The 25,910-nt window shown below is 70.3% G+C and carries 15 protein-coding genes; 3 read left to right on the top strand and 12 right to left on the bottom strand.

Annotated features, from left to right (window positions below):
* Position 1 precedes the first annotated feature (1 nt).
* From OG407_RS36415 to OG407_RS36390, 6 genes are all read right to left on the bottom strand, one after another.
* Positions 2-2,281: a glycosyl hydrolase family 95 catalytic domain-containing protein gene (locus OG407_RS36415; protein ID WP_405863822.1), complete on the bottom strand. Its 2,280-nt coding sequence runs from the start codon at positions 2,279-2,281 to the stop codon at positions 2-4.
* Positions 2,278-4,272 (bottom strand): beta-galactosidase, encoded by a 1,995-nt coding sequence (locus tag OG407_RS36410; RefSeq protein ID WP_405863820.1) that lies wholly within the window; start codon positions 4,270-4,272, stop codon positions 2,278-2,280. The genes OG407_RS36415 and OG407_RS36410 overlap by 4 nt, the downstream gene beginning before the upstream one ends.
* Positions 4,272-6,482 carry a WD40/YVTN/BNR-like repeat-containing protein gene (locus OG407_RS36405; protein WP_405863818.1) on the bottom strand — a complete coding sequence of 737 codons (2,211 nt, stop codon included), beginning with the start codon at positions 6,480-6,482 and terminating at the stop codon, positions 4,272-4,274. The genes OG407_RS36410 and OG407_RS36405 overlap by 1 nt, the downstream gene beginning before the upstream one ends.
* Positions 6,483-6,604: 122 nt before the next feature.
* On the bottom strand, positions 6,605-7,567 hold the full coding sequence (locus tag OG407_RS36400; protein WP_405863816.1) for a carbohydrate ABC transporter permease: 963 nt from the start codon (positions 7,565-7,567) through the stop codon (positions 6,605-6,607).
* Positions 7,564-8,598 (bottom strand): ABC transporter permease, encoded by a 1,035-nt coding sequence (locus tag OG407_RS36395; protein ID WP_405863814.1) that lies wholly within the window; start codon positions 8,596-8,598, stop codon positions 7,564-7,566. The genes OG407_RS36400 and OG407_RS36395 overlap by 4 nt, the downstream gene beginning before the upstream one ends.
* A gap of 27 nt (positions 8,599-8,625) precedes the next feature.
* Positions 8,626-10,317 (bottom strand): extracellular solute-binding protein, encoded by a 1,692-nt coding sequence (locus tag OG407_RS36390; protein ID WP_405863812.1) that lies wholly within the window; start codon positions 10,315-10,317, stop codon positions 8,626-8,628.
* A 291-nt stretch (positions 10,318-10,608) separates the two neighbouring features.
* Here OG407_RS36390 and OG407_RS36385 point away from each other — a divergent pair, with 291 nt between their 5' ends.
* Positions 10,609-13,455 carry a glycoside hydrolase family 3 C-terminal domain-containing protein gene (locus tag OG407_RS36385; protein ID WP_405863810.1) on the top strand — a complete coding sequence of 949 codons (2,847 nt, stop codon included), beginning with the start codon at positions 10,609-10,611 and terminating at the stop codon, positions 13,453-13,455.
* A gap of 153 nt (positions 13,456-13,608) precedes the next feature.
* Here OG407_RS36385 and OG407_RS36380 read toward each other — a convergent pair whose 3' ends face one another.
* The 3 genes from OG407_RS36380 to OG407_RS36370 form a co-directional block, all read right to left on the bottom strand.
* Entirely contained in the window at positions 13,609-15,054 is a 1,446-nt protein-coding gene (locus OG407_RS36380) for an aldehyde dehydrogenase family protein (protein WP_405868809.1), read from the bottom strand.
* Between the two features lie 172 nt (positions 15,055-15,226).
* Entirely contained in the window at positions 15,227-16,807 is a 1,581-nt protein-coding gene (locus OG407_RS36375) for a PucR family transcriptional regulator (RefSeq protein ID WP_405863808.1), read from the bottom strand.
* A gap of 116 nt (positions 16,808-16,923) precedes the next feature.
* Positions 16,924-19,341, bottom strand: a complete 2,418-nt coding sequence (locus tag OG407_RS36370) for an ATP/GTP-binding protein (protein WP_405863806.1) — start codon at positions 19,339-19,341, stop codon at positions 16,924-16,926.
* A 250-nt stretch (positions 19,342-19,591) separates the two neighbouring features.
* Here OG407_RS36370 and gabT point away from each other — a divergent pair, with 250 nt between their 5' ends.
* Positions 19,592-20,926 carry a 4-aminobutyrate--2-oxoglutarate transaminase gene (gene gabT, locus OG407_RS36365; protein ID WP_405863804.1) on the top strand — a complete coding sequence of 445 codons (1,335 nt, stop codon included), beginning with the start codon at positions 19,592-19,594 and terminating at the stop codon, positions 20,924-20,926.
* 478 nt (positions 20,927-21,404) lie between these two features.
* Positions 21,405-21,980, top strand: coding sequence for a phosphatase PAP2 family protein (locus OG407_RS36360; protein ID WP_405863802.1), 576 nt, complete (start codon positions 21,405-21,407; stop codon positions 21,978-21,980).
* Here the strand turns inward: OG407_RS36360 and OG407_RS36355 are convergent.
* The 3 genes from OG407_RS36355 to OG407_RS36345 all read right to left on the bottom strand — a co-directional run bounded on the left by OG407_RS36355 (position 21,968) and on the right by OG407_RS36345 (position 25,895).
* Positions 21,968-23,740, bottom strand: a complete 1,773-nt coding sequence (locus OG407_RS36355) for a chitinase (protein WP_405868807.1) — start codon at positions 23,738-23,740, stop codon at positions 21,968-21,970. The two genes, OG407_RS36360 and OG407_RS36355, sit on opposite strands and share 13 nt — an antisense overlap.
* 143 nt (positions 23,741-23,883) lie before the next feature.
* Positions 23,884-24,339, bottom strand: a complete 456-nt coding sequence (locus tag OG407_RS36350) for a hypothetical protein (RefSeq protein WP_403587594.1) — start codon at positions 24,337-24,339, stop codon at positions 23,884-23,886.
* A gap of 128 nt (positions 24,340-24,467) precedes the next feature.
* Positions 24,468-25,895: an NAD(P)/FAD-dependent oxidoreductase gene (locus tag OG407_RS36345; RefSeq protein ID WP_405863800.1), complete on the bottom strand. Its 1,428-nt coding sequence runs from the start codon at positions 25,893-25,895 to the stop codon at positions 24,468-24,470.
* Between the last annotated feature and the right edge of the window lie 15 nt (positions 25,896-25,910).

Raw genomic sequence — 25,910 nt, 5'->3', positions numbered from 1 at the left:
GCTACCGCGTCCCCAGGGTGAGGACGCGGTCTTCTCCGGCGACGAGGTCGAGCGGCTCCGTGCCGGAGGAAGTCCGGAGTTCGACGCGGTGGGTACGGGACGGCCGGATCAGCGCTGTGGCGGAGTGGGGCGTCCAGCTCAGATCGACCTCCGCCCCGAACCTCGTGCGTACGCCGGTGAGTTGGCCGTGCGGATACGCCGCGGGCAGCGCGGGCAGCAGGACCAGCCGGTCCGGGGTGGACTGCACGAGCGCCTCGACGACCACGCCGGGCAGGGTGTGCGCGGCGTCCGCGTTGTAGACGTCGCGGTTCGGGTAGTGCGCGCTCATCAGCGAGGCGTGGAAGAAGTCACCGTCGAGCACCTGCCCGAGCGCGTGCGCGACCCGCTCACCGTCCCGGAGCCGGGCGGCGACGAGCGCGTGGTGGAGGTGCCCGTGCGCGGAGTCGTTCTCGACGCCCCGGAGTTGGAGAGCGCGGTGCGCGGCCGCGGCGAGCTGCGGGGTGTCGTACGGGTTGATCTCGTCGAGCGGCCACACACCGTAGAGATGGCTGAGGTGACGGTGGTCGTAGGTGTCGTCGAGGCCGGGCCAGGCCCATTCGGCAAGCGCGCCTTGGGAGTTGACCCGGTGCGGCGGCAGCCGGTCGGCGAGCGCGCGCCAGCGGTCGGCGTCGGGGCCCGGGTGGTAGTCGGCGGCGGTGTGCAGCGCGTGCCGGGCGGCGGAGAGGTCCATGGCCGCGTTGATCGCGCCCCAACTGGCGTTGACGTTCGCGGGGCGGTTCTCGGGTGAGTAGGAGGGGACGAGGACGAGCTGCCCGTCCGGGTCGGTGCCGAGTCCGGTCGCGTCGGTACGCTCGTCTCTGAGGAAGTCCTCGTAGAACAGGGCGACTTCGGCCAGCGCGGCGGCGGTACGCGGATCGCGCGCGCCGCGCGTCTCGTCGTGGTCGACGAGCGGCTTGAGCAGCCAGTCGGCGCCGGCGGTCCACAGATGCAGCGGGTACTCACGGCTGAAGTGGTACGACAGCCCGGACTCGCCGTCGGTGTGCGCGGGCGCGACGACACCCCGGGCGCCGAAGACGGCACGCGCGTTCTCCCGCCAGTCGTCGAGCTGACGATGAATCAAGGACGCGAGGGCGTCGGTGACTTCGGGAAGGGCGGCGCTCGCGGCGGAGGCGGTCTGGAGGTTGAGGTTCGCGTCGTTGGTGAACGCCCCCGACCAGGCCGTGTCCCAGTCGCCGGTCCACAGTCCGGTGAGCCGGGGCGGCAACAGGCCGCTGGAGGAGAGGAGATGGTACCGGCCGGCCGCGAAGAGCCGTTCGAGGAGAGCGGAACCATGGGTCCGCTTCAGCAACTCACCACCTGGGAGGGCACGTTCGGCGTCGTCGGCGTGCAGATCGAGGGTGACACGGGCGTAGGCCGCACGGTGGAGCGCGAGGTGCCGGTCGAGGAGGGCGTCGTACGACTGCCGCTCGTCGATCAGTTCCCGCAGCGCCCGGGTCTCTTCTACGACGTCCAGCTCGCCGGTGTGGCGTCGGACTCGGGTGAGGAGAAGGACCTCGGTGGCCCCGGCGATCCGAACTCCCGCCGAGGTGAGCCGCGTTGTGCCGCCGGAGACCACGGCGAGGGTGACTCCGGTGTACGCGCGATCGCTGTCGGGATAGCGGACGCGGAGGGTGAGAACGGCACCGTCGGAAGTGAGGAGCGTGCCCTGTCCGACGCCCAACCCTGTTGGCGCACCCGGGAGTTGATGTTCCTGCGCGAGGTCGAGGGTGAGGTCGGGGGCGGTGACGTGCTGCACGATCACGTCGTCGGCGCGGGAGACGAAGACACGGCTGCGCCAGTCGTCGCAGCGGGCGGCGGCCTCGCCGGTGGTGAAGTCGACGGTACGGCGGTAGTCGCGCCCGGCCGCGCCGGACGGCCTGCGCAGCCGTAGCTGGAAGGCCGGGTGGAAGGGCTGTACCCATTGGAGCGGGCGGCCGTCCGTGAACCTCTCGGCGGCGGCGAGGTCACCGGCGAGCAACCTGGCCTGGAGCGCGGGGAGTTCGGCGGCCAGGCGTGGAGGGCGGGCGTGTTCGGCGCCGTTCGGGCGGACGAGGGTGTGGTGGGTGACGATGACGCGGTCGTCGCTCGGATCGCCGAACACGAGGGCGCCGTGGTGGCCGTTGCCGCTGAGGTAGGCGTCCTCCCAGCGGGTGGCGGGGTGGGGTTCCCAGGTGGCGTGTACGGGGCCGGGTGGCGAGGGGGCGGCGGGTGCGGGGTCGGTGGATGGGGGTTCGCTGGTCATGGGCGTAGCACCGCCGCGCCGTAGCGGCCGAGGGTGATCTCGCCCTCGACGGTCTCGTCGGTGAGCAAGTCGTGCTGGGCGCCCGGGAGTTCGACGGTGACCGGTTCGCGGCTGTGGTTGAGGAGGAACAGCAACTCCCCGCGCCGTACGGCCTCGACGCCCGGCGGAAGCCCGGCGAGCACCGGACGGACGCCCGCGTCGGTGGCGATACGGGCGAGCAGGGCGCGCAGTGCGTGGGGTTCCGGGAGCGTCGAGACGTACCAGGAGCGATCCCTGCGCAGGACGGCGGGGAGGCCGTCCAACTCCCCGCCCTTGTAAGGGATTACCTCGTCGACAGCACCGGACCCGGTCGTACTCTCGGTCTCGGTCTCAGGCTCGATCTCCTCCGACCAGAGCGTTCCGCGGAAGCCCTCGCACTCGGCGGTCTGCCCCGCGTCCAGCGGCCACCACTCGTGCAGGGTGCGGATGCCGAACAGTTCGCGGAGACGGGCGTCCATGCCACCCGGCCGGACCCGGTCGTCCTCGTCGGCGATGCCGGTCAGGAAGCCGGAGACGAGGGTGCCGCCGCCTCGGACGTAAGCGAGGAGGTTGTCGATGGCGGTGTCCGTGAGGAGGTAGAGCTGCGGGACGACCACCAACTTGTAGGCGGAGAGGTCGTGTTCGGGGTGGGCGAAGTCGGTGGCGAGGTGGGACTCCCAGAGGGCGCGATGCCAGGCGCGGAGGACTTCCGGGTAGTCGACCTCGGTGGAGAGACGGCCGTCCTGCGCGCCCGCCCACCAGGCGTTCCAGTCGTGCAGGATCGCGATGTCGGAGGTGATGTGAGCGTCCGTCACCTCGCCGCCGATGCGGGCCAGTTCGGCGCCGAGTTGCTTCACCTCCTGGAAGGTGCGGCCCCGCTCCCCCGCGTGGCTGAGCATCCCGGAGTGGAACTTCTCGGCGCCCTGCCGGGATTGACGCCACTGGAAGTAGCAGACGGCGTCGGCGGCGCGGGCCACGGCCTGGAGGGACCAGAGGCGGTTGAGGCCGCGCGGCTTCGGGTGGTTCACCCCGCGCCAGTTGACCGGTCCGGCGGCCTGTTCCATGAGCATCCAGGGGCCGCGCGCCTGCGAGCGGGTCAAGTCCTGGACGAGCGCGGCGCTTTGGGCACCGAGAGGGTCACGCGGATCGGGATACAGATCGACCGAGACGACGTCCTCCTCCTCGGACCAGCGCCAGCCGTCCTGCCCCACCCACAACGGCATGAAGTTGGTGGTGACCGGGAGGTGCGGGGTGTGCCGGCGGACGATGTCGCGCTCTGCGGTGTAGCACTCCAGGAGCATGTCGGAGGTGAAGCGCCGGAAGTCGAGCACGTGGGTGGGGTTGTTGAGGTAGTGGGCGTGACGCGGGGGCAGGACGCCGTCCCAGGTGTCGTAGCCCTGGCTCCAAAAGGCCGTGCCCCAGGCCGAGTTGAGGGCGTCGAGGGTGCCGTACTTCGTGCGCAGCCAGCGGCGGAAGGCGACGGCGGCCTCGTCGCCGTAGTCGAAGGTGCAGTACTCGTTGTTGATGTGCCACATCGTGAGGGCGGGGTGGCCGGCGTAACGGGCGGCCAGGGCCTCGGTGATGGCGGCGGCGTGGCTGCGGTAGACGGCGCTGGAGTGCGAGAAGTGCTGGCGTCCGCCCCACCATTCGATCCGGCCGTCGGCGTCGCGGGGCAGGGTCTCCGGGTGGAGGCGCCCGAGCCACGGGGGCGGGGAGGAGGTAGGTGTGGCGAGGACGACGCCGATCCCGCTGCCGTGCATCAGATCCATCAGCCGGTCGAGCCAGCCGAACTCCCGTGCTCCCGGCTCGGGTTCGAGCCTGGCCCAGGAGAAGACGCCGAGGGTGACGGAGTTGACGCCGGCGTCCTTCATCAGCCGGACGTCCTCGTGCCAGGTCTCCTCGGGCCACTGCTCGGGGTTGTAGTCACCGCCGAAGAGAATGCGCCCACGGGTGGTGTCACTGAGCTGAGGCATCAGATCTGCTCCCCGTACTGGATGCCGCGCCCGTTGGTGGCGAGGTACACGCGCCCGTGGACGCGCGGATCCCCGACGATGGCCTGCCCGACCCAACCCCACTGATGCTGGTCGTCGTTGATGCGCACCCAGGTCTTGGCCTCGTCGTCGGAGCGGTAGACGGCGGTGATGGTCTCGGTGGAGCCGACCTGGTAGATCGCGGGGTAGTCCGCTCCGGCGGCGGCCTTGCCGAAGCCGAGGGTGTACGAGGCCCAGCAACTGCCGACCTTCGAGAAGCTGACGCCCCCGTCCACGGACCGGTAGAGCCCGTTCCACTTGACGCTCAGCCACAGGTCACCGGACCGCCCCGGCGCCGCGACCAGCTGGAACTGACTGTCACCGGCGGGCAGTCCACTCGCACGCGCAGTGAACGAACGGCCACTGTCAGTGCTGGCGTATAGCGTTCCTGTGTCGGTGTCGTACGCGTAGAAGAGCGTCGGGTCGGCCGGGTCGGCGACCGGCGTGGCGCCCTTCGGGAAGGAGGAGACCTCGGACCAGGTCGCGCCGTTGTCCGCCGAGCGGTGAGTCGGATACTTCGTGCCGTCCCAGTGCACGAAGGACCAGAGCAGCGTGCCGCCGTCGGCGCCGGTGGCGATCGGCCCCGGTGAGTCCCCGGCGATGTCGGGCTGGGCAGCGAAGGGCGCCCAGCTCCGCCCGCCGTCGCGGGAGTACGCACCGTTGCCGTGGTCACCGAAGCCTGTGCGGACGACGTACGACGGCCTGCCCGCGGCCTGCGCGATCCCGGTCGCCGACCCGAACACGGGGTTCGTCGCCATGCCGCGCGACGGAGACGCCGTGAGCCGCTCGTGGTACATCACGCCGATGTCCCCCGAGGCGCTGATCAGGTGTGCCTCCCCGACCGGGGGCGAGATCAGCTGTCTCACGGACGTCTCCTCCAGGCCGCGGATCCGCGGTGCCCAGTGCGTGAGGTCACGGGTGCCGTAGAAGGTGGCACCGGTGCCGTAGACGACGTGCTTCGAGTCGTACGGGTCGACGGCCACGGCCTGGATCCACCAGCCGAACTTCGGCTTCTCCGCACCCCACTTGAGGAAAGGAGTCTCGGACACGTCGAACACGGCAACGTCCTTGAGGGACGTCCAGGTACGGCCGCCGTCGGTGGTCCGGTACAGGGTGTCGACGGCCGCCCAGCGGTTGTTGGTGGAGACGACGACGGTGCCGGCACGACGGGCGTCGACGGCGACGCCGCCGTAGCCGAAGCTGTCGGTGGACCCGTCGGACGTGGTCCCACCCGGCTTCACCGGCGTGACCTCGGCCCAAGTCCCGCTCGCGACGGCCAACTTGTGCACACTGCCGGTGGACTGGCCGTTGGGCCCGGGGGCGTCGGCGTACGTCACGTACAGCTCGCGGCTGCGGCTGTCGTACGCGGCCCGGATCGGGACCTTGGCGGAGGTGCCGGTGGGCTGCGCGGGGACGGCGGTCCAGGTGATGCCGTCGGTGCTGCGGTAGAGGGTGACGGCGGCAGCGCTCCCGTCGCCGTCACCCCACCCGGCGTAGACGGCACGCCCGACGGCGACGAGGAAGGTGACACCTTGCCCGGATGCGCTGGCGGTCGCCGGGAAGCCGGTCACCGCTGCCCAAGTGGCGCCCCGGTCGGTCGACTTGAGCAGCCCGTCGTGCCGGGTCCCGAGCCACAGGGTGTCGCTGTCCCGCGGATCGACGACCAGCCTCTCCCCTGCCCCACGCCCGTCCTCGTTACCGCCGAGCTTCACGGCGAGGTCGGTACGGGTCCAGGTCGCGCCCCGGTCCTCGGAGCGGAGTACGGCACCGTTGCCCGCCCAGGACTGGGCGTACGTGCCGACGGCGAGGTACAGCCGGTTCGGATGCGCGGGGTCGACGGCGAGCGCCTCCACGCCGAACAAGTTCCAGTCGTCCCACCCGAGTTGGTCGGTGAGCGGGGTCCAGCGGGCGGTCCTGTCGTCCCAGCGATAGGCACCGCCGATGTCGGTACGGGCGTAGGCGAGGCCACGGACGGAGGGGTGGAACAACACACCGGTGACGAATCCAGTGCCTCCGATTACGGCATTGCGCCAGCGGTAGGAGGGGGTTTCCGCGGCATGCGCCTTCGCGGCGACACCCGGCACGGCGGTGAGCGCGGCGGCTGCCGCAGTCCCGGCAAGGACGGCCCGGCGGCTCACTCGGGACGCAAGCATGCACATACCTCGCTCTTTGAGAGGGGGTGAGGATTCCTACCTAAGGGGCGCGGGGCTGTATCGATGTGCGGCTCCGCCGCGTGGGCGCGACCAGCCCCAACGCGCCCGCAGACAAAAACAGATCAGCCCTTAACGGCGCCGGTAAGCATCCCCTTCTTGAAATGCCGCTGCACAAACGGCGAAAGCACAGCCACCGGCAACAACGCCATCACCATGACCGCCATCTGCACGGCAAGCCCCGACAACTCCCCCGTCTTGATCGCCTGACCAAGCCCCACCGGAGCCTCCTGCTTCTGCACCAACTGGATCATGACGTTCTGCAACGGCATCATGTCCTGGTCGTTGAGATACAGCGACGCGTTGAACCAGGCACTCCAATACCCCACGGCATAGAACAACGTGATGACAGCCAGCACCGCACGCGACAACGGCATGACAATCACCCACAGAATCCGGAAGTCACCGGCACCATCGATCCGCGCACTGTCGATGAGTTCCTGCGATATCCCCATGAAGAACCCACGCAACACAAGGATGTTGAAGACACTGAGCGCACTGGGCAGGATCAACGCGAGATAGCTGTCGGTCAGGCCGAGCGACTGCACCAGCAAATACGTCGGAATGAGCCCGGCGCTGAAGAACATCGTCGCCAGCATCATCATCAGAATCCACCGGTGCCCGAGCGACCCGATACGCGAGAGCCCGTACGCGCACAGCACGGACACCGCCATGGAGAACGCCGTACCGACGACGGTGATGAGCACGCTGATGATCGCCGCGCGGGTGACCTGGCCGCCGCTGAGGAGTTCCTTGTAGGCGACGAACGTGATGCCCTTGGGCACCATGACGAGCCCGCCGGCCTGGTCGATGGTCTTGCGGGAGGAGAGGCTGGTGACGAGGACGATCCACAGCGGAAAGAGGATGGCGAGACAGGCGAGCGTGAGGACGAGCCCCTTGCCCGCGAGCCCGACCCTGCCGGGTTCCTCCTCCCAGGTGGGCCGCGGCGGCGCGGCCCAACGCCCGGGCGGCCGTACGGACTTGGTGGACGTGGCGGGCTCGACGGGTTGGTCGATGACGGCGGTCACTTCTTGTACACCCCCTGCTCGCCCATGAGGTGGGCCACTTTGTTCGCGGCGAGGACCAGCCCGAGGCTGATCACGCCCTTGACGAGTCCCGCGGCGGCCGCGTAGCCGAAGTCCTGGTTGCGGACGCCGTTCCACCAGACGAAGGTGTCGAGGACCTCCGCCGCTCCCGGCCCCACGGCGTCGCGTTGGAGCAGGATCTGCTCGAAGCCGACGGTCAGCGCGTCACCGACCCGCAGCACGAGCAACAGCGCGATCACCGGTCGCAACGCCGGCAGCGTGACGTGCCACATCCGGCGCCAGCGCCCCGCGCCGTCCATCGCGGCGGCCTCGTACAGATCGGGACTGACGGAGGACAGCGCGGCGAGGAAGACGATGATCCCCCAGCCCGCGTCCTTCCACACGCTCTGCGCGGTGATGAGGAACTTGAACGTGTTGGGGTCGGTCATGACGTCGAGGCCGTCGAAGCCGTGTTGCCGCAGGAGTTGCGAGAACAGCCCCGCCCCGCCCAGGAGTTGCTGGAAGACGGCGATGACCAGCACCCAGGAGAAGAAGTGCGGGAGGTAGAGGATCGCCTGTGAGAGCGCCCGGACCCGGGGCCTGACCACGCTGTTGATGAGCAGCGCGAGGAGGATCGGGATCGGGAAGAACAGGACCAGTTGGAGGGAGAACAGGACGAGCGTGTTCTGTACGGCGCTCCAGAAGGCGGAGTCGGCGAAGATCTGCTGGAAGTTCTCCAGGCCGACCCAGGGGCTGTGCAGCATCGAGACGATGCCGTTGTCGCTGACGTAGGGGTCGTAGTCCTCGAAGGCGACGATGTTGCCGAGGATCGGCAGGTAGTTGAAGACCAGGATGAGCAGGACGGCCGGCAGGGTCATCAGGAGGAGGACGCGGTCGCGTCTGAACCTGAGCCGCCAACTCACCTTCGCCTTGGGCTTGTCCTGCCGGGAACCCGTGGCGCCGCCGGACGCCACCGGGGTCTTTCCCGTCGTGTCGGCCTCGGTCCTGCTCCGAGGCACCGTGCTGTGGGACACGGCCGTTCTCCTTGCCTCGGTACCCGGTCAGCTCGTCGCGGTGCCGTTGTCGTCGAGCAACTTCTGGTACCAGGCGCGGAGTTGGTCGCCGCCCTTGCTCTTCCAGTCGGAGACGGCCTGTTGCATGTCACTGATCTTCTTGCGGCCGCGGGTGATGTCGTCCTCCAACTGCTCGAAGTCGTTGGAGAGGTTGGTGTAGCGGCTCGGTTCGGTGATCTGCTGGCCGTAGAAGCTCGACTTCTTTGTGAAGGCGCCCATCCGCTGCTGCCACTCGACCTGCGCCTTGGCGACCTCGGGGAAGTCGGGGTGGGCGATCGTCGCGGCGGGGCTGGCGACCATGACGAAGGCGTTGATGACCTCGTTGTTGCCCTGGTCGGTCTTGGTGGGGACACCGTTCTTGACGGTGTAATGGGTGCCCTCCACACCGTAGTTGGTGAGCATGTACTCCTTGGTGCCGTACGGCGCAGAGGTGACGTTGGCGACGGCCAGCGCGTCATGGATCACGGACTCGGAGGCCTTCTTGCTGATGAAGGCGAAGATGCCGGCCGGTTCGCCGGCCCAGAGGGTCGGGTCGCCGCCCGCGTGGCCGAAGATGTCCATGCCCCAGATCTTGTAGTCGGGGTTCTGGGTGGCCTGTTCGGCGGTGCGGCTCCACCACTGCGAGATGTCCTGGTTGTAGATGAGGAACTCGCCCGCGGCGAACTTGGGGCCCGGGTCGGTGGCGGCACTCTTGCCCAACTTGGCGTCGGGGTGCACGTATCCGGCGGCGAACAGCTTGCGGGTCCACTCCAGCGCTTCGAGATATTCCTGCGTCTCGATGCGGTTGACCAGCTTGCCGTCGACGAGGTTCCAGCCGAGCGACTTCTCGCTGCCGGAGAGCACGCCCCACGCGTTGAAGGCGGTCCACTTCATGTCCAGGCAGGCCCAGCGCTTGGCCTTGGCGTTGGTGATCTCCTTGGCCAGGGCCATGAACTCGTCAGCGGAGGTGGGGACTTCGTACCCCTCCTTGTCGAAGATGTCCTTGCGGTAGAGCGGCACGATGTTGGGGACGTACGAGGACGGCATCGGCAGTCCGCGCAGCTTGCCGCCAAAGATGCAGCGCTGCCAGGCGTCGGACGGGATCGCGGCGAGGTTCGGGTAGTCCTTGACCTTGTCGCCGGCGAGGTAGGGGCCGAGGTCGGCGAACTTGCCGATGATGGCGCTGGGTATCTTGCCGCCCATGTTCCAGCCGGGGACGACCACGATGTCGGGGATGTCGCTGGAGGCGAGGACCGCGCCGAGCTTCTGGTCGTAGGTGTTGCCGTCCTGGTTCTGCCAGGTCACGTCGACACCGATGAGGCTGTTCATCGCCTTGTAGTAGGCGTTGTCGCTCTTCGGCGGGGAGCCCCAGAACGGCGACATGATGGAGACCTTGCCGCCTTTGCCGAGCTTCTTCGGCACCGAGGTCTTCAGGCCGGCGAGGTCCAGCTTGCTGGTGAAGCCGACCGCCGAGCCGTTCTTGGCGGCGATGTCCGGGGCCACCACGTTGCCGGCGACGAACGCCGGCAGCAGCTTCTTGACGCCCTTGCCCTCCGAACTGCCCCCGCCCGACCCGCTGTCCGAGGCCCCGCAGGCGGAGAGCAGCGGTACCCCTCCCGCCACCGCTGCGGCGACGACCGCCGTGGAGGCGAGAAAGCTTCTCCGGCTGGGAGCGGGGGCGGCGGAGGCGTTCGGCGTCATTGCGTCAACCCTTCATGGCGCACCAGGACACCCGGCGGTGGAGCCGTCGGCTGCGGTGTCTTGAGTGGAACAGAGCACTTAGTCGAAGCGCTTCGATGTTGCTGCGAGGTTAAGTGAACACCCAGGGGTGCACAAGGGTCGTTCCCAAGATTCCTCGGTAGTGCGCGGCGTGACCTGTCCGTATGTGCTGCTTGAAATAACGGTGAAGGTCTCTTGACACCTGACCCGCATCGAATCAGCATCGAAGCGCTTCGAAAGAGCCGCGCCGCTCCATCGCAAGGGGAACCCCACGTGACCGCACAAACGCCGCCTACGCCGCCTTTCCGCGATCCGCGCCTGCCGTTCGCGAAGCGCATCGACGACCTGCTGGCACGGCTCACCCCCGACGAGAAGGTCGGCTTCCTGCACCAGTACGCGCCCGCCGTGGAGCGTCTGGACGTCGCCGCGTTCCGCACCGGCCAGGAGGCCCTGCACGGCGTCGCGTGGATGGGCCCGGCGACGGTCTTCCCGCAGGCGGTGGGCCTCGGCGCGACCTGGAACGAGGATCTCGTACGACGGGTCGGCGACGCGGTGTCCAAGGAGGTCCGCGCGATGCGGGCCCGCGACGACCGTGTCGGCCTCAACGTGTGGTCCCCGACGGTGAATCTGCTGCGCCATCCGCTGTGGGGCCGTAACGAGGAGGGCTACTCGGAGGACCCGAAGCTGACCTCGGCGATCGCCACCGCGTACACGCGCGGCCTGCGCGGCGACCACCCGACGTACTGGCGCACGGCCCCCGTCCTCAAGCACTGGCTGGCCCACAACAACGAGACGGGCCGCGCCGTTTCGTCGTCCTCCGTCCGCCCGCGCGTGCTGCACGAGTACGACCTGCGCGCCTTCCGCGAGACGGTCGAGGCGGGCGCGGTCGCTGGGGTGATGCCCGCGTACAACCTGGTCAACGGCCGCCCCAACCACGTCTCGCCCTATCTCCGCGAGCATCTGCGCACCTGGACCGACGAGGACCTCCTCGTCTGCTCGGACGCGGGCGCGCCCTCCAACCTGGTCGACTCCGAGCACTACTTCGACACCCACGAGGAGGCGACGGCGGCCTCGCTGCTGTCCGGCGTGGACAGCTTCACCGATCACGGCACGGACGGTTCGACGATCGTGGAGCGGGTCCAAGGCGCCCTGGACCAGGGCCTGTTGACGGATGCGGATGTCGACGCGGCGGTCCGCCGCCAGCTCTCGGTGCGGTTCCGGCTCGGCGAGTTCGACCCGGCCCACGACCCGCACGCCGACACCAAGGACTTCGACACCCCGGCGCACCGGGCCCTCGCCCAGGAGGCCGCCGAGCAAGCAGTCGTCCTCCTGAAGAACGACGCCGACCTGCTGCCCCTCGCCCACGACACCCGCCTGGCCGTCGTCGGCCTGCTCGCGGACGAGTGCAAACTCGACTGGTACAGCGGCACGTTGATCCACCGCTCGACTCCGCTGGAGGGCCTGTACGAGCGGTTCGGCGCCGAGCGCGTGGAGTTCGCGGAGGGCGTGGACCGCGTCCGCCTGCGCACCTCCCAAGGCACCTTTCTGCACGTCCCGCTGGCGGAGGCGGAAGACGAAGTACGCGGCGCCGAGGGCGCGTTGGACCCCGCCCTCCTCGCGGGCCGCACCGACCTCCCGCCGCTCACCACCGACGCCACCGGCACCGAACTCGCCCTCGTCGACTGGGGCGAGGGCGTCCTCACCCTGCGCGCCCCGGACGGCCGTTACCTCTCGGTCGCCGACGACGGTTACGTCCGCGCCTCCGCCAACCAGCCCGGAGGCTGGGTCGTCCAGGAGACATTCCGCCTGGAACCCCACGAGAACGGTCACCTCCTGCTGCACATCGGTACGGGTCGCCACGTCTCTGTCGCCGCCGACGGCGTGAAGGTTGCCGAAGACGGCGCGGAAGTCTTCGAGTTGGTGATCGCCGAACGCGGTGGGGACGCGGTGACCCGGGTCGCGGAGGCGGCGGACGTGGTGCTCGTGGTCGCGGGCAACGACCCGCACATCAACGGCCGCGAGACGGAGGACCGTACGACCCTCCGTCTCCCCGCCCACCAGGAACGCCTCCTGCGCGCGGCCCGCGCCGCCAACCCGAACACGGTCCTGGCCCTGGTCTCCGCGTATCCGTACACGGTCGACCCGGCCGACCTCTCCGCGATCCTGTGGACCGCCCACGGCGGCCAGGCGGCGGGCACCGCCCTGGCCCGCGTCCTCGCCGGCGACGTCTCCCCCGCCGGCCGCCTCCCCCAGACCTGGTACGCCGCCGACACCGACCTGCCCGGCCTCCTCGACTACGACGTGATCGGTGGCCGCCAGACCTACCTCTACTTCGAGGGCACCCCGCTGTTCCCGTTCGGCCACGGCCTCTCCTACGCGTCCTTCGCGTACGGCGACCTGACGGCGCGGGTCGAACTCGGCACGGTGCACGTGGAGTTCACGGTCACCAACACCGGGGACGCGACGGCGGACGAGGTCGCGCAGCTGTACACGCGCGCCGCCGACCCGTCGGTCCCGCGCCCGCGCCGCGAACTCGTGGCGCACCGGCGGGTGACCCTCGCACCGGGCGAGCGGGCCGAGCTGGACTTCCAACTCCCGCTGTCCGCCTTCGAGTTCTGGGACGTGGCGCGGGGTGGTTGGCGCCTGGAGCCCGGCCCGTACGACCTCCTCCTCGGCGCCTCCAGCGAGGACATCCGCCTGCGGACGACGGTGACGCTCGACGGCGAGCCCGCAGCACCCCGCCCTCTCCTCCAACACGGCCTGGAAGCAGCCGACTTCGACGAGCAGTCGGGCGGCGAGATCGTCGACCGCACGAAGGCGGCGGGCGACGCGGTGACCCCGGCACAGGGCGGTACGGCCGAACTGGTCTACCGGCACTGCGACTTCGGCGCCGGTGTCACGGAGGTGACCGTGACGGTGGCGGGCGAGGGCGTCGTGGAACTGTCTCTGGACGGTGGCCCGGCAGTCGCCCAACTCACCCAACTCGCCCTGCCCGCACCGACGTCGGGCCCGTACGACTACACCACCCTCGGCGCCGGGATCGTCGCCGAGGGCGTGCACGACGTGCACCTGAAGCTGCGCGGCCCACTGCGGCTCGCGCATGTCGGCTTCTCCGGCTGAGGGTCCGGAGGCAGCCGACGACAAAGAAGGGGCCCGGCACCGGAAGGCATCGGTGCCGGGCCCCTCCTGGGAGGCTATATGAAAATGGATCCCATTAGCTAGAGCCGTTGGGTGAGAGGACGGTCAGAGCGACCGCTCTCGTCCCGAGCCCGGTCAGAGCGCGAGGCCCGTGAGCACCAGCACCCGCTCGTAGGTGTAGTCGTCCATCGCGAACTTCACGCCCTCGCGGCCGACGCCGGACTGCTTGGCGCCGCCGTACGGCATCTGGTCGGCGCGGTAGGACGGGACGTCGCCGATGACCACGCCGCCGACTTCGAGCGCGCGGTGGGCGCGGAAGGCGACCTGCACGTCGTGGGTGAACACCCCTGCCTGGAGGCCGTACTTGGAGTCGTTGGCGGCGGCGAAGGCGGCGGCCTCGCCGTCCACCTTCGTCACGGTCAGCACCGGTCCGAAGACCTCCTCGCAGGAGATCGTCGTGTCGGCCGGTACGTCGGTGAGGACGGTCGGGGCGTAGGAGGCACCGTCGCGCTTGCCGCCGGTGAGGAGGGTGGCGCCCGCCTCGACGGCCTCCTGGACCCACGACTCGACGCGCTGCGCGGCGGCCTCGCTGACGAGCGGCCCGACGTCGGTCTTGTCGTCGCTCGGGTCGCCGGTGACCTGGGCCTCGACGGCGGCGACTATGCGCGGGAGCAGCCGGTCGTAGACGGCCGCGTCGGCGATGACCCGCTGCACCGAGATGCAGGACTGGCCGCCCTGGTAGTTGGAGAAGGTGGCGATGCGGGTGGCGGCCCAGTCGAGGTCGGAGTCGGAGGCGTAGTCCCCGAGGACCACGGCCGCGCCGTTGCCGCCCAGCTCCAGGGTGCAGTGCTTGCGCGGCACCGAGTCCATGATCGCGTAGCCGACCTTCTCCGAACCGGTGAAGGAGATCACCGGCAGCCGCTCGTCCTGGACCAGGGCGGGCATGTGGTCGTTGGCGACCGGCAGGATGCTCCACGCACCGGCGGGCAGCTCGGACTCGGCGAGCAGGTCGCCGATGATCAGGCCGGAGAGCGGGGTGGCCGGGGCCGGCTTGAGGATGATCGGCACGCCGGCCGCGATCGCGGGGGCGATCTTGTGGGCGCACAGGTTCAGCGGGAAGTTGAAGGGCGCGATGCCGAGGACGACGCCCTTCGGGAAACGCCGGGTGAGGGCGAGCCGGCCCTGGCCACCGGTGTCGGTGTCGAGGCGCTGGGCCTCGCCGCCGTTGAAGCGCCGGGCCTCCTCGGCGGCGAACCGGAACACGGACACGGCACGGCCGACCTCGCCGCGCGCCCACTTGATCGGCTTGCCGTTCTCGGCGGAGATGAGCTGCGCGATCTCCTCGGTGCGCTCGACGAGACGCCGGCTGACGTGGTCGAGGGCGGCGGCGCGGACGTGGGCGGGGGTGGCGGCGAACTCGTCCCGTACGGCGTACGCGGCGGCCACCGCCTCCTCGACCTGGGCGTCGGTCGGCACGCTGACCTTGCCGACGAGGCGTCCGTCCCAGGGCGAGCTGACGTCGAAGGTGTCCTCGCCGGTGGCCTGGCGGCCGGCGAGCCAGAAGGCGTGGGTGACTGCCACAGTTTCGTTGGGCATTGCGTGTGCCGGCCCTTCCGCGTTGGGGGTGGTGCTGAACTCTTGATGCTTTCCCGGTCAACGGTAGGCGCGGGGAAGCGGGGGTGCGTTTGTCCGGGCCGTAGCAGTACCGCGCCGGGACACTCCAGTTCGGCAGAAGGCGTCGCCGTAGGAGAGTTCACTCCGCGGCGGCCGTCGCCTTCAGCGCGAGCCACAACTCCATCCGTACGTCCGGATCGTCCAGCGACCGCCCGAGGATCTCCTCGACCCGCCGCATCCGGTACCGCAGGGTGTGCCGGTGCACCCCGAGGTCGGCGGCCGCCGCGTCCCACTGCCCGTGCCGGGACAGCCATGCCCGCAGCGAGGCGACGAGGTCCCCGCGCCCGGTGGCATCGTGCTCGGCGAGCGGCCGTAGCAGCCCGTCCGCGAACGCTCGCACCGCGTCGTCGGCGAGCAGCGGCAGCACGGACCCGGCGGCCAGTTGCTCGTGTTCGACGAGCACCCGCCCCCGCCGCCGCGCCACGGACAACGCCTGTTCGGCCTGCTTGTAGGCGCCCGCGGCGGCGATGGGCCCGGCCGGCGCGGAGAGCCCGACGACCAGTTCGCTCTCGTCGCCGGTGTGCTCCCCCGCGGTCGAGGAGGCCCGCTCGGCCTCCCGCGTCGCCGCGTACTCCCCGCACGCCTCGACGGCGACACCACCGTCGACGGCCAGCACGACCAGCCGTTCCGGCCCTTCCGCTACGACGAGCACGGCTTCCCCGGACCGCGCGGCGGCCGATTCCACGGCCTCGGCGAGCCCGTCCAGGGGGTCACCGTCCGCCGACTCCCCCACGATGATCCGGAACGGCGCGTCGAGCAGCCCGCCGTACAGGTTCCCGGCGACCGCCCGCGCGTGGTCCGGGTGCCCGGCGAGCAGCAGCCGCAGCACGGCCGCGCCGATCCGCTCATGGGCGGCCTGGAGGGACCGCGAGCGTTCCGTGGTGAGGGTCAGGAGCGCGATCGCGGAGTGCACCGCGTACCGCTCTGCCGTCCCCAGCGCCGCGGCCGTACCCACGGCGAGTGCGGCGCGGGGGCGGCGGCCGGTGCCCAGGGTGTGCAGTTCGACGCGGTCCTCGTTGTCCGGCCCGCCCACGACGGACGAAGCCGGCGCGGGCCGGTCCCGCAACCGCTCCACGTCCGCCGTGAGCCGGGCGGCGCGACGGCCTGCCCACTCCGGTGCGGTGGCGACGACGGCGCCGGACGCGTCGTAGAGCGCGGCCCAGCCGTCGACCTGCGCGGCGAGGGCGGCGAGGAGTCCCTCGGGGCCGTCGGTGAGGGCCTGCTTGGTGAGTTCGCGCTGGGCGGCGAAGCCGGCGGTGACGGAGCGGTACTGGTCGGCGGCGATCGCCGCGGAGACGGCCTTGCTGATCGCGATGAAGGGGGTGCGCCGGGGGACTTCGAGCAGCGGCAGCCCCTCTTCCCCCGCGGTGTCGACGAGCGCCTGGGGAATCTCGTCGTAGTTGACCCCGACGGCGAACCCGAGCCCTACGACCCCGGCCCCCACCAGCCGCTTCACATACCGCCGCATGGCTTTCGGGTCCTCCGCGTCCAGCTTCAGCGCGGTGATCAGCAGCAGCTCCCCGCCCTCCATGTACGGCACCGGATCGGCCAGCTCACTGGCATGCACCCACCGCACGGGCACGTCCAGCCGGTCCTCGCCGGCGCGCACGGTGAGCTTGAGCGCGGAGTGGTGGACGAGGGAGGCGAGCGTGGGGGGCATGGTGCCTTCAGGTGGAGGAAGAACCGGCGATCATGTCGATCTTTTGGCCGCCGCGTATGAACGGCCTGTGCCGATTCTGCCTCACCGTATGGTGGGCGCGTACCTGTATGTCCGGTTCAGACGGCTGGGGCTCGCAGATCCACCAGTGATGGTGGAGTGTGCTTCCCCTCCACCGTCGTGAGGGACAGCACCGCGTGCCCCGGCGGCACCTCGTGTGCGAGCTGGGACGCGGACCATCTCTCCCGCTCGACCTGCCGCACGGTCACGGCTTCCGTCGTCACCGCCCGGCCCGTCACCAGCTTGCGCAGGGCGTGGATGGCCCGGGTCATCGGCTGGTCCGCGAAGACGGTGTGCTGGGCCACGTCCCGGGTCTCCACCCACTCCGTGCCCCAGGCGTGCGCGAAGCGGCTGCCGTCCCAGGTCGTGACTCCCGAGAAGGCCATCCGGCAGCCGACCGCGCCGTGCAGCGGTCCGTGCAGCGCCTCGGGGACGTCGCCGAGGGTGCGCAGGGCGAGGAGTACGCCCGCGTTCTGCGAGCGCAGGCGCTGCATGTGCCGTACGGACTCGGTGGTCACCGTCCCGGTGGCGTCGTCGAGGACGAGACAGGCGAAGTGCCGGCGGCCGGTGTCGTGCACGACATGGTCGAACTGGGCCAGGACCAGCCGGGTGATCAGCCGGGAGGCCTCCTCGTGCCCGTGCGCCGGCACGTCGATGCGGACCCGCAGCGGGTGATGGGCGACGGCGCGCAGCGAGAACGGCCGGACGGCCGCGTCGCCGGTGCCGAAGAAGTCGGCGAACACGGGCCGGTCCAGCAGCGCGAGCCGGTCGGCGAGCACCGGGCCGGGGTCGGCGGCACCGCCGCTCTGACGGGCCCGGGCGTCGAGATCGCGGCGCAGACCGGCGTGCTCCGGCGCCGACAGGGCCTGCCGCAGGGCGTCCAGCGCCGACGGTTCGCCCTCCAGGAGTTCCCGCAGGACGGGCAGGGACGGGAAGGTGCCGTACACCGCCCGATACGGCCCGAGCAGTTGGGCGAGCGCGGTCGTGGCCCGTTGGGCGCCGACGGTGTCGAGGTCTCCGGCCAGCCCCTCGGCGAGGAACGCGGCGGCCGCGTCGGGGTCGGCGGTGTCGGCGTAGGGATCCAGGTCGTAGACGGAGGCGGGGTCCCCGATCCGCACCACGACGTCGTACGCCGAGTCCGGTCCGAGCGGGGTGCCGGCCGCGCAGACCGCGACGACGGCGCACTGTCCGGTCAGCGCACGGAGGGCGAGCGACTCGACGACCGGGGCGACCACGTGCCTGGTCTTGCCGGAGCCGGACGGTCCCACGACGAGGAGCGAGGTGCCGAGGGCGTCGGGGCCGAGCGCCGTGCCCGCGCCGCGGTAGGCCGACGGCGTACGCTCCCCGGCCGTCCACTGTCCGATACGCACCTGCCCGTCCAGCAGGTCGTGCCGTGCGGCACGGCCGGGCAGGTCCCGGGCTCCGGACGGGTGGACCCAGGCCGCCGCCCCATTGCGCAGCACCGTGTCGCTGAAGGTGGCCACCCGCGCTTCCCTGCGGGCGGTTTCCCACGCGTGCCCGACGCGGGCACAGTCCACGTCGTTCATACGGCCGGTGAGCACTTCGGCGGTGAGGAGCTCCGCCGCCTCGTACTGGCCCGCCTCGCGCAGTTCGGGCCACTGGGCGGGCAGTAGAGCGGCGGGTGCCGGCCGGGCCTCGCCCTCGTCCGTACGGCTGCGTGCGGCGAGTCGTTCCTTCGCGAACGCCCACCAGCCGCCGAGCCGGGCGAAGGGCCACAGGACCAGGGCGGTGATGAGTGCGTACAGCGTGTCGGTGAAGAGCACCGACTGGAAGAGGTCGGGGCCACCGGCGATCAGGACGACAAGGGAGAACAGCGGGTCCTGGACCGGCAGGGGCTCCCAGCCGACACCGGGAAACGCGGTGGGAAACACGAAGCTGAGCGCGATGAGACCGCCGGCGAGCGCCAGCAGGGCACGAGCGGGCTGGGGTCGATCGCCGACGACATGGCGGGCCACCTCCAGCCAGCCGCCCAGCCTGACGACGGCGTAGACGAGCAACGCGAAGAAGACACCGTCGTAGACGCTGATGGCGTCCGCGCCCTGGTTCCCCTTGGGGGACACCGTCCCCGCCCACCACCAGTCGCTCGGAGTGAACAGCTTGAGCAGGGCCCACTGGTACGGAACGGCACCGTGGCGCCAGAAGGACCACACGATCAGCGCCACCACCAGGGGGACCAGCAGACCGAGGATCGCGACCGGGGAGAGCCGCGCCGATGCCCGGTCGGCCTTGGGCGGCCGGTATCCGTAGCGCCAGATGCCGGGCGGGGCGGCCGGGCGGGGCTCGTTCAGCCAGTCGGCGACGGCCGGGTTGAACCGCGGCGGCTGCTCGGGCGCGGGTGTCATACCCGGTGTCCGCGCAGGCCCCGGCGGCATGGCCGGTACCTCCGGCGGCCGCGCCGGACGCGGCACAGGATTGGCCTGTGTGTGTCGCGCGTCCCGCGTCCCGTCGCTGTCCATCGTCCTCGCCCTCGCCCCTTGACCAGCCGTTCCGTACACCGTCAGCGAGTCAATCTAACGCGCCCACAGGGGAGTTCACCGCTTACCGGGCCGGTCCCGTACCGATCCTCGCGATCCCGGCACTGTCCACAGCGGACAACCGGTCTCCCCGACACCGCCCACATGGAGCATGCCCACCCCCGGTCACCCGCCCTAGCCTGCGAGAAAGGAAGAAAGCAGAAAAGCGTCCGCACCACCCCAGGAGCCCCTCATGACCGCACTTCCGCAGGAGCGCCGCGTTCTCACCGCCATCCCGGGCCCGAAGTCGCAGGAGCTGCAGGCCCGCCGTACCGCCGCGGTCGCGGCCGGTGTGGGCTCCGTGCTGCCCGTGTTCACCGCGCGCGCGGGCGGCGGGATCGTCGAGGACGTCGACGGGAACCGGTTCATCGACTTCGGTTCCGGCATCGCCGTGACGAGCGTCGGCTCGTCCGCCGAGGCCGTCGTACGCCGTGCCACCGCGCAGCTCGCCGACTTCACCCACACCTGTTTCATGGTCACGCCCTACGAGGGGTACGTCGAGGTCGCCGAGGCGCTCGCCGAGCTGACCCCGGGTGACCACGCCAAGAAGTCCGCGCTGTTCAACTCCGGCGCCGAGGCCGTCGAGAACGCCGTGAAGATCGCGCGGGCGTACACCAAGCGGCAGGCCGTCGTAGTGTTCGACCACGGGTACCACGGCCGGACCAACCTCACGATGGCGCTGACCTCGAAGAACATGCCGTACAAGAACGGCTTCGGGCCGTTCGCGCCCGAGGTCTACCGCGTCCCGGTCGCCTACGGCTACCGCTGGCCGACCGGTCCGGACAACGCCGGTGCCGAGGCCTCCGCGCAGGCCATCGACATGATCAACAAGCAGATCGGCGCGGACAACGTCGCCGCGATCATCATCGAGCCGGTCCTCGGCGAGGGCGGCTTCATCGAGCCGGCGAAGGGCTTCCTGCCCGCGCTGAGCGAGTTCGCCAAGGCCAACGGGATCGTCTTCGTCGCCGACGAGATCCAGTCCGGGTTCTGCCGTACGGGGCAGTGGTTCGCGTGTGAGGACGAGGGGGTCGTGCCCGATCTGATCACCACCGCCAAGGGCATCGCCGGCGGGCTGCCGCTCGCCGCCGTCACCGGGCGCGCCGAGATCATGGACGCCGCGCACGCCGGTGGGCTGGGGGGTACGTACGGTGGCAACCCCGTCGCCTGTGCCGGTGCGCTCGGCGCGATCGAGACCATGAAGGAGCTGGACCTCAACGCCAAGGCCAAGAACATCGAGTCGGTCATGAAGGTCCGGCTCGGGGCCATGGCGGAGAAGTTCGACATCATCGGCGACGTGCGCGGGCGCGGCGCGATGATCGCCATCGAGCTGGTCAAGGACCGTACGACCAAGGAGCCGAACCCGGAGGCGACGGCCGCGCTCGCCAAGGCCTGCCACCAGGAGGGGCTGCTGGTCCTGACCTGTGGCACCTACGGCAACGTGCTGCGCTTCCTGCCCCCGCTGGTCATCGGGGACGACCTGCTGAGCGAGGGGCTCGACATCATCGAGCAGGCGTTCGCACGTATCTGAGCCACCCCCGCCCGTACATCCCGGCCACACGCAACTCCCAGCCCCCGCACAGGAGTTGAGCCTCATGCGCCTCAACCGCCCCACCCGTTTCATTCACAGCGATTCCACGGCCGGGGTGGCGGGCGTCAGGCCGTGTGAAGAAGGTGTGCGGGGTGCATGACGGGACGCGATTCCGCCTGTCTTCCCCGCAGCCACTGCCGTAGGTTCTACCCAGATGAGAGATACACCCCGCCCACAGGGGACTGTGGGCGACTTCAGGCCGGGGCCTCCCCAGCTTCGACCTGGTCGTGCCCTCGCGCACACAACAGGAGCCTCTGGCTCCGAATCTCCTCACCGATCGGACAGTCGCCCGCCCCAAACCCCCCGGGGCGGCCGGCCCGCCGATCCGGACGGCCGGCCTGGAACTACCCCCCCTGTTCCAGGTCGGCCGACCTCCTTTCTCTGGCTGCTTCTCGCCCTTCCCGCGCTCCTCTTCGCGGTGATCACCTGGCAGGTCGCGGCCGACGGCCCCCTCCTCCGCCTGGACACCCGCCTCAGCCACGCCCTCGTCCACCCGGACCGCGCCTCCGAACTCCTCGCCGACCTCGGCAACATCCAGGTCGCGGTCCCGGTCCTCGTCGTCGTTCTCCTCTACGTCGGCCGGCGCGGCCGTGCCACAGGTCTCGACCGCTGGTGGCTGCCGCCCCTCGCGGCGGCCGTGCTGATGGCCCTGGTCCCGGCGATCGTCGTCCCCCTCAAGGAACTGATCGCCCGCGGCGGCACCCCGGCGGTCCCGCCCGGCACCGGCTACTACCCCTCCGGCCACACGGCCACCGCGATGATCGCGTACGGCGCCTCGACCCTGGTTCTCCTCCCTCGGCTCCGGACGGTGCACACCCGGCGCGGGGTCGTCGTCATCTGCGCCCTGCTCGTCGCCGGCGTCAGCTTCGGGCTGGTCCGCCGGGGCTACCACTGGCCACTGGACGTCGTGGCCAGTTGGTGCCTCGGGACCGTGCTGCTCGCCTCGCTGTGGCTCTTCCTCGCCCGCTTTCGCAGTGGACCTCAGCCGAAGTAGCCGTCGAACGTCTTCTGGAACTCCCAGTTCGAGTACCGGTCCCAGTTGACCGACCAGGTCATCAGGCCGCGCAGGGTCGGCCAGGTGCCGTGGGTCGCGTACGAGCCGCAACTCACCTTCTTCGTCAGGCAGTCCAGGGTCTTGGTGACCTCGGCCGGGGCGACATAGCCGTTGCCCGCGTTGACCGACGCCGGCATGCCGATGGCGATCTGGTCGGGGCGCAGGGCCGGGAACACGTTGTTGGTGTCACCCGCGACCGGGAAGCCCGTGAGCAGCATGTCGGTCATCGCGATGTGGAAATCGGCGCCGCCCATGGTGTGGTACTGGTTGTCGAGGCCCATGATCGGGCCCGAGTTGTAGTCCTGGACGTGCAGCAGGGTGAGGTCGTCGCGCAGGGCGTAGATGACGGGCAGATACGCCCCGCACCTCGGGTCCTGGCCGCCGAACTTGCCGGTTCCGTAGAACTGGTAGCCCATCTGCACGAAGAACGTCTCGGGCGCCATGCTCAGCACGAACTTCGAGCCGTACTTGGCCTTCAGGGTCTTCAGCGCCGCGATGAGGTTGACCACCACGGGAGTTGTGGGGCTCTTGAAGTTCGTGTCGCTCGCGTCCAGCGACAGCGAGTGGCCCTCGAAGTCGATGTCCAAGCCGTCGAGTCCGTAGGTGTCGATGATGTTCGAGACCGAGGAGACGAAGGTGTCCCTCGCCGCCGTCGTGGTCAGCTGGACCTGGCCGTTGGCGCCGCCGATGGAGATCAACACCTTCTTCCCGGCCACCTGTTTGGCCTTGATCGCCGCCTTGAAGTCGGCGTCGCTCTCGACGTTCGCGCACTCGCTGACCGGGCAGCGGTTGAAGCGGATGTCGCCCGAAGTCGCGGAGGTGGGTTCGCCGAAGGCCAGGTCGATGACGTCCCAGCTGTCGGGTACGTCGGCCAGGCGCGTGTAGCCGGAGCCGTTGGCGAAGCTCGCGTGGAGGTAGCCGACCAGGGCGTGGGTCGGCAGTCCGGAGGTGGGGCCCGAGCCGGTGGACGTCGTCGCGGTGACCGCCGTCGACTTCGCGGACTCGCCCGCGTCGTTGACCGCGGTGACCTGGAAGCTGTACGCCGTCGCGGCCGACAGCCCGCTCACGGTGGCCGAAGTGCCGCTCGCCGTCTGGACCTTGACCCCGCCGCGGTAGATCGCGTAGCTCGTGGCGCCGGTGACGGCGGACCAGGAGAGGCCGACGGAGGAGGACGTCACGGTGCCGACGGCGAGGCCCGTCGGGGTGGTCGGCGGTTGGCCTACGTCCACTGCCGGGCCGGTGAGGGAGATGTCGTCGGCGTAGTAGGCGCCGGTGGCGTACCAGCCGTGCGTGTAGATCGTGACCTTGGTGGTGGACGGGCCGGTGCGGAAGCTGGTGGTCAACCGCTGCCAGTCGGAGGCCGATTGGGTCCAGGTGGAGACGTCGGTGGTGCCGGTGCCGCTCGCGCCGAGGTAGACGTAGCTGCCGCGGACGTAACCGGCGAGCGCGTACTGGGAGTTGGGCTGCACGGTCACCGTCTGCGCGCACTGGGCGTAGTCGTTGCCGGCCGGGGTCGCCTGCAACGCCGAACTGCCGCCGTGCACGGGCGACTTGACCGTCGTACCGCTGTTCGCGGTACAGGACCAGCTGTCGAGGCCTGCTTCGAAGCCTCCGTTCTTCGCCAGGTCCGCGTCGGCCGCACGGGCGGCCGACGAGAGCGCGGTGAATCCGGACACGGCCAGGGCCGCGACCGTGAGCATGGTGAGGACGGGTCTGGTGCGGTCCACAAGTGCCTCCGGGCATGGGGGAATTGGAGGGGTGGAGCGCGCCCAATTTGGTCCAGACCAATTGCCGTTGTCAAGACACCCGGTGTCGGGACATCGGCTGCCGGGTCAGTTGTCGGCTACCTGTCCTCCCCTTCCGTGGCCAGCCCCGCCGCCGCCTCGTGCATGGCGAGTTCGAGGAGTGCGGGGTCGGTGAGGGTGCCGGAACCGTCCGGCGGTACCAGCCAGCGGACTCCGCCGGTCGACCGGCCGGGGTACGGCACGACGATCCAGGTGCCGAGTCCCGCCGTACGGATCCCCGTGCCCAGCCAGCGGCTCGCGGTGCCGGGCGGTACGAGGAAGCCCATCCGTGCGTCGCCGAAGTCGACGAGTACCGGGCCCAGTTGATCGATGACCCTGGTGAGCACATCGAGCGTGGGATAGCCGAGCTCACCCGGCAGGATGAGTACGTCCCAGGCCTTGCCGGCGGGCAGCAGCGCGACCCCGAGGGGGTTGCGCTCCCATTCCCAGCGGCATGCCTCCGGATCCGGAGCTACGGATGCCAGCCACTCGACGGCCGTCTTCGCCCCAGTCATGAGGAGACCTCCCTTTCTCATGTCGACGCTGATCGCGTCACAGGAGAGAGGGAGGTCTCCGCCAGGCATTACGCGGGTTCCGGCTCCTCGAAGGAGTGAACCGGATCACATGTCACAGAGGGCTGGGCTCAGCTGTCGAAGCCGAGGCCCAGCTTGTCCATCGTCTTCAGCCAGAGGTTGCGCCGGCCGCCGTGCGAATCGGCGTGCGCCAGCGACCACTTGGTGAGCGCGATGCCGGTCCAGGCGAAGGGTTCGGGCGGGAACGGCAGCGGCTTCTTGCGGACCATCTCCAGTTCCGTGCGCTCGGTCCGCTCCCCCGCGAGCAGGTCCAGCATCACGTCCGCGCCGAACCGGGTCGCGCCGACACCGAGCCCGGTGAAGCCCGCCGCGTACGCGACCTTGCCCTGGTGGGCGGTGCCGAAGAACGCCGAGAAGCGCGAGCAGGTGTCGATCGCTCCGCCCCACGCGTGGCTGAAGTTGAGCCCCTCCAGCTGCGGAAAGCAGGTGAAGAAGTGCTCGGCGAGTTTGGCGTAGGTCTCCGGCCGGTCGTCGTACTCGGCGCGGACCCGGCCGCCGTAGGGATAGATCGCGTCGTAACCGCCCCACAGGACGCGGTTGTCGGCGGAGAGCCGGAAGTAGTGGAACTGGTTCGCCGAATCGCCGAGCCCCTGGCGGTTCTTCCAGCCGATCGACGCCAACTGGTCGGCGGAGAGCGGCTCGGTCATCAGCGCGTAGTCGTAGACCGGGACGGTGTACGAGCGGACGCGCTTGACCAGGTTCGGGAAGATGTTGGTGCCGAGCGCGACCCGGCGGGCGCGGACCGAGCCGTACGGAGTGCGTACGGCCATGCCGGCGCCGTGCGGCCCGAGCGCGAGGGCGGGGGTGTGTTCGTAGACGCGGACGCCGAGTTGGAGGCAGGCGCGCTTCAACCCCCAGGCCAGTTTGGCCGGGTTGAGCATCGCGACGCCCCGGCTGTCGTACAGGCCGGCCAGGAAGGTCGGGGAGGCGACCTGTTCGCGGACCGCGTCGGCGTCCAGGAACTCGGTGCCGTCGGCGAGGCCCTGGCTCGCCAACTCGGTGTGCCAGTCGTGGAGTTCCTCGGCCTGGTGCGGTTCGGTGGCGACGTCGATCTCGCCGGTGCGCTCGAACTCGCAGTCCAGGGAGTAGCGGGCGACCGCGCTCTCGATCGCGTCGAGGTTGCGGGCGCCCAGCTCCTCCAGCTTGTGGATCTCATCCGGCCAGCGGGTGAGGCCGTTGGAGAGTCCGTGGGTGAGCGAGGCGGCGCAGAAGCCGCCGTTGCGGCCCGAGGCGGCCCAGCCCACCTCGCGGCCCTCCACCAGCACCACGTCCCTCTGTGGGTCGCGCTCCTTGGCGATGAGCGCGGTCCACAGTCCGCTGTAACCGCCGCCGACGACCAGCAGGTCGCAGGTCTCGCCGCCGGTGAGCGCGGGTTCGGGGTGGGGCTTGCCGGGGTCGTCCAGCCAGAACGGCACCGGCCGTGCTTCGGAAAGGGACTTGGTCCAGTTGTTGCTGCGGCTCATGGCGCTCGGGGCCATGATTTCAACTCCCTA

The sequence above is a fragment of the Streptomyces sp. NBC_01515 genome (assembly GCF_045040345.1).
Taxonomy (GTDB): domain Bacteria; phylum Actinomycetota; class Actinomycetes; order Streptomycetales; family Streptomycetaceae; genus Streptomyces.
The sequence above is the reverse complement of the archived record's forward strand: the minus strand, read 5'-3'. Positions and strand labels throughout refer to the sequence as shown.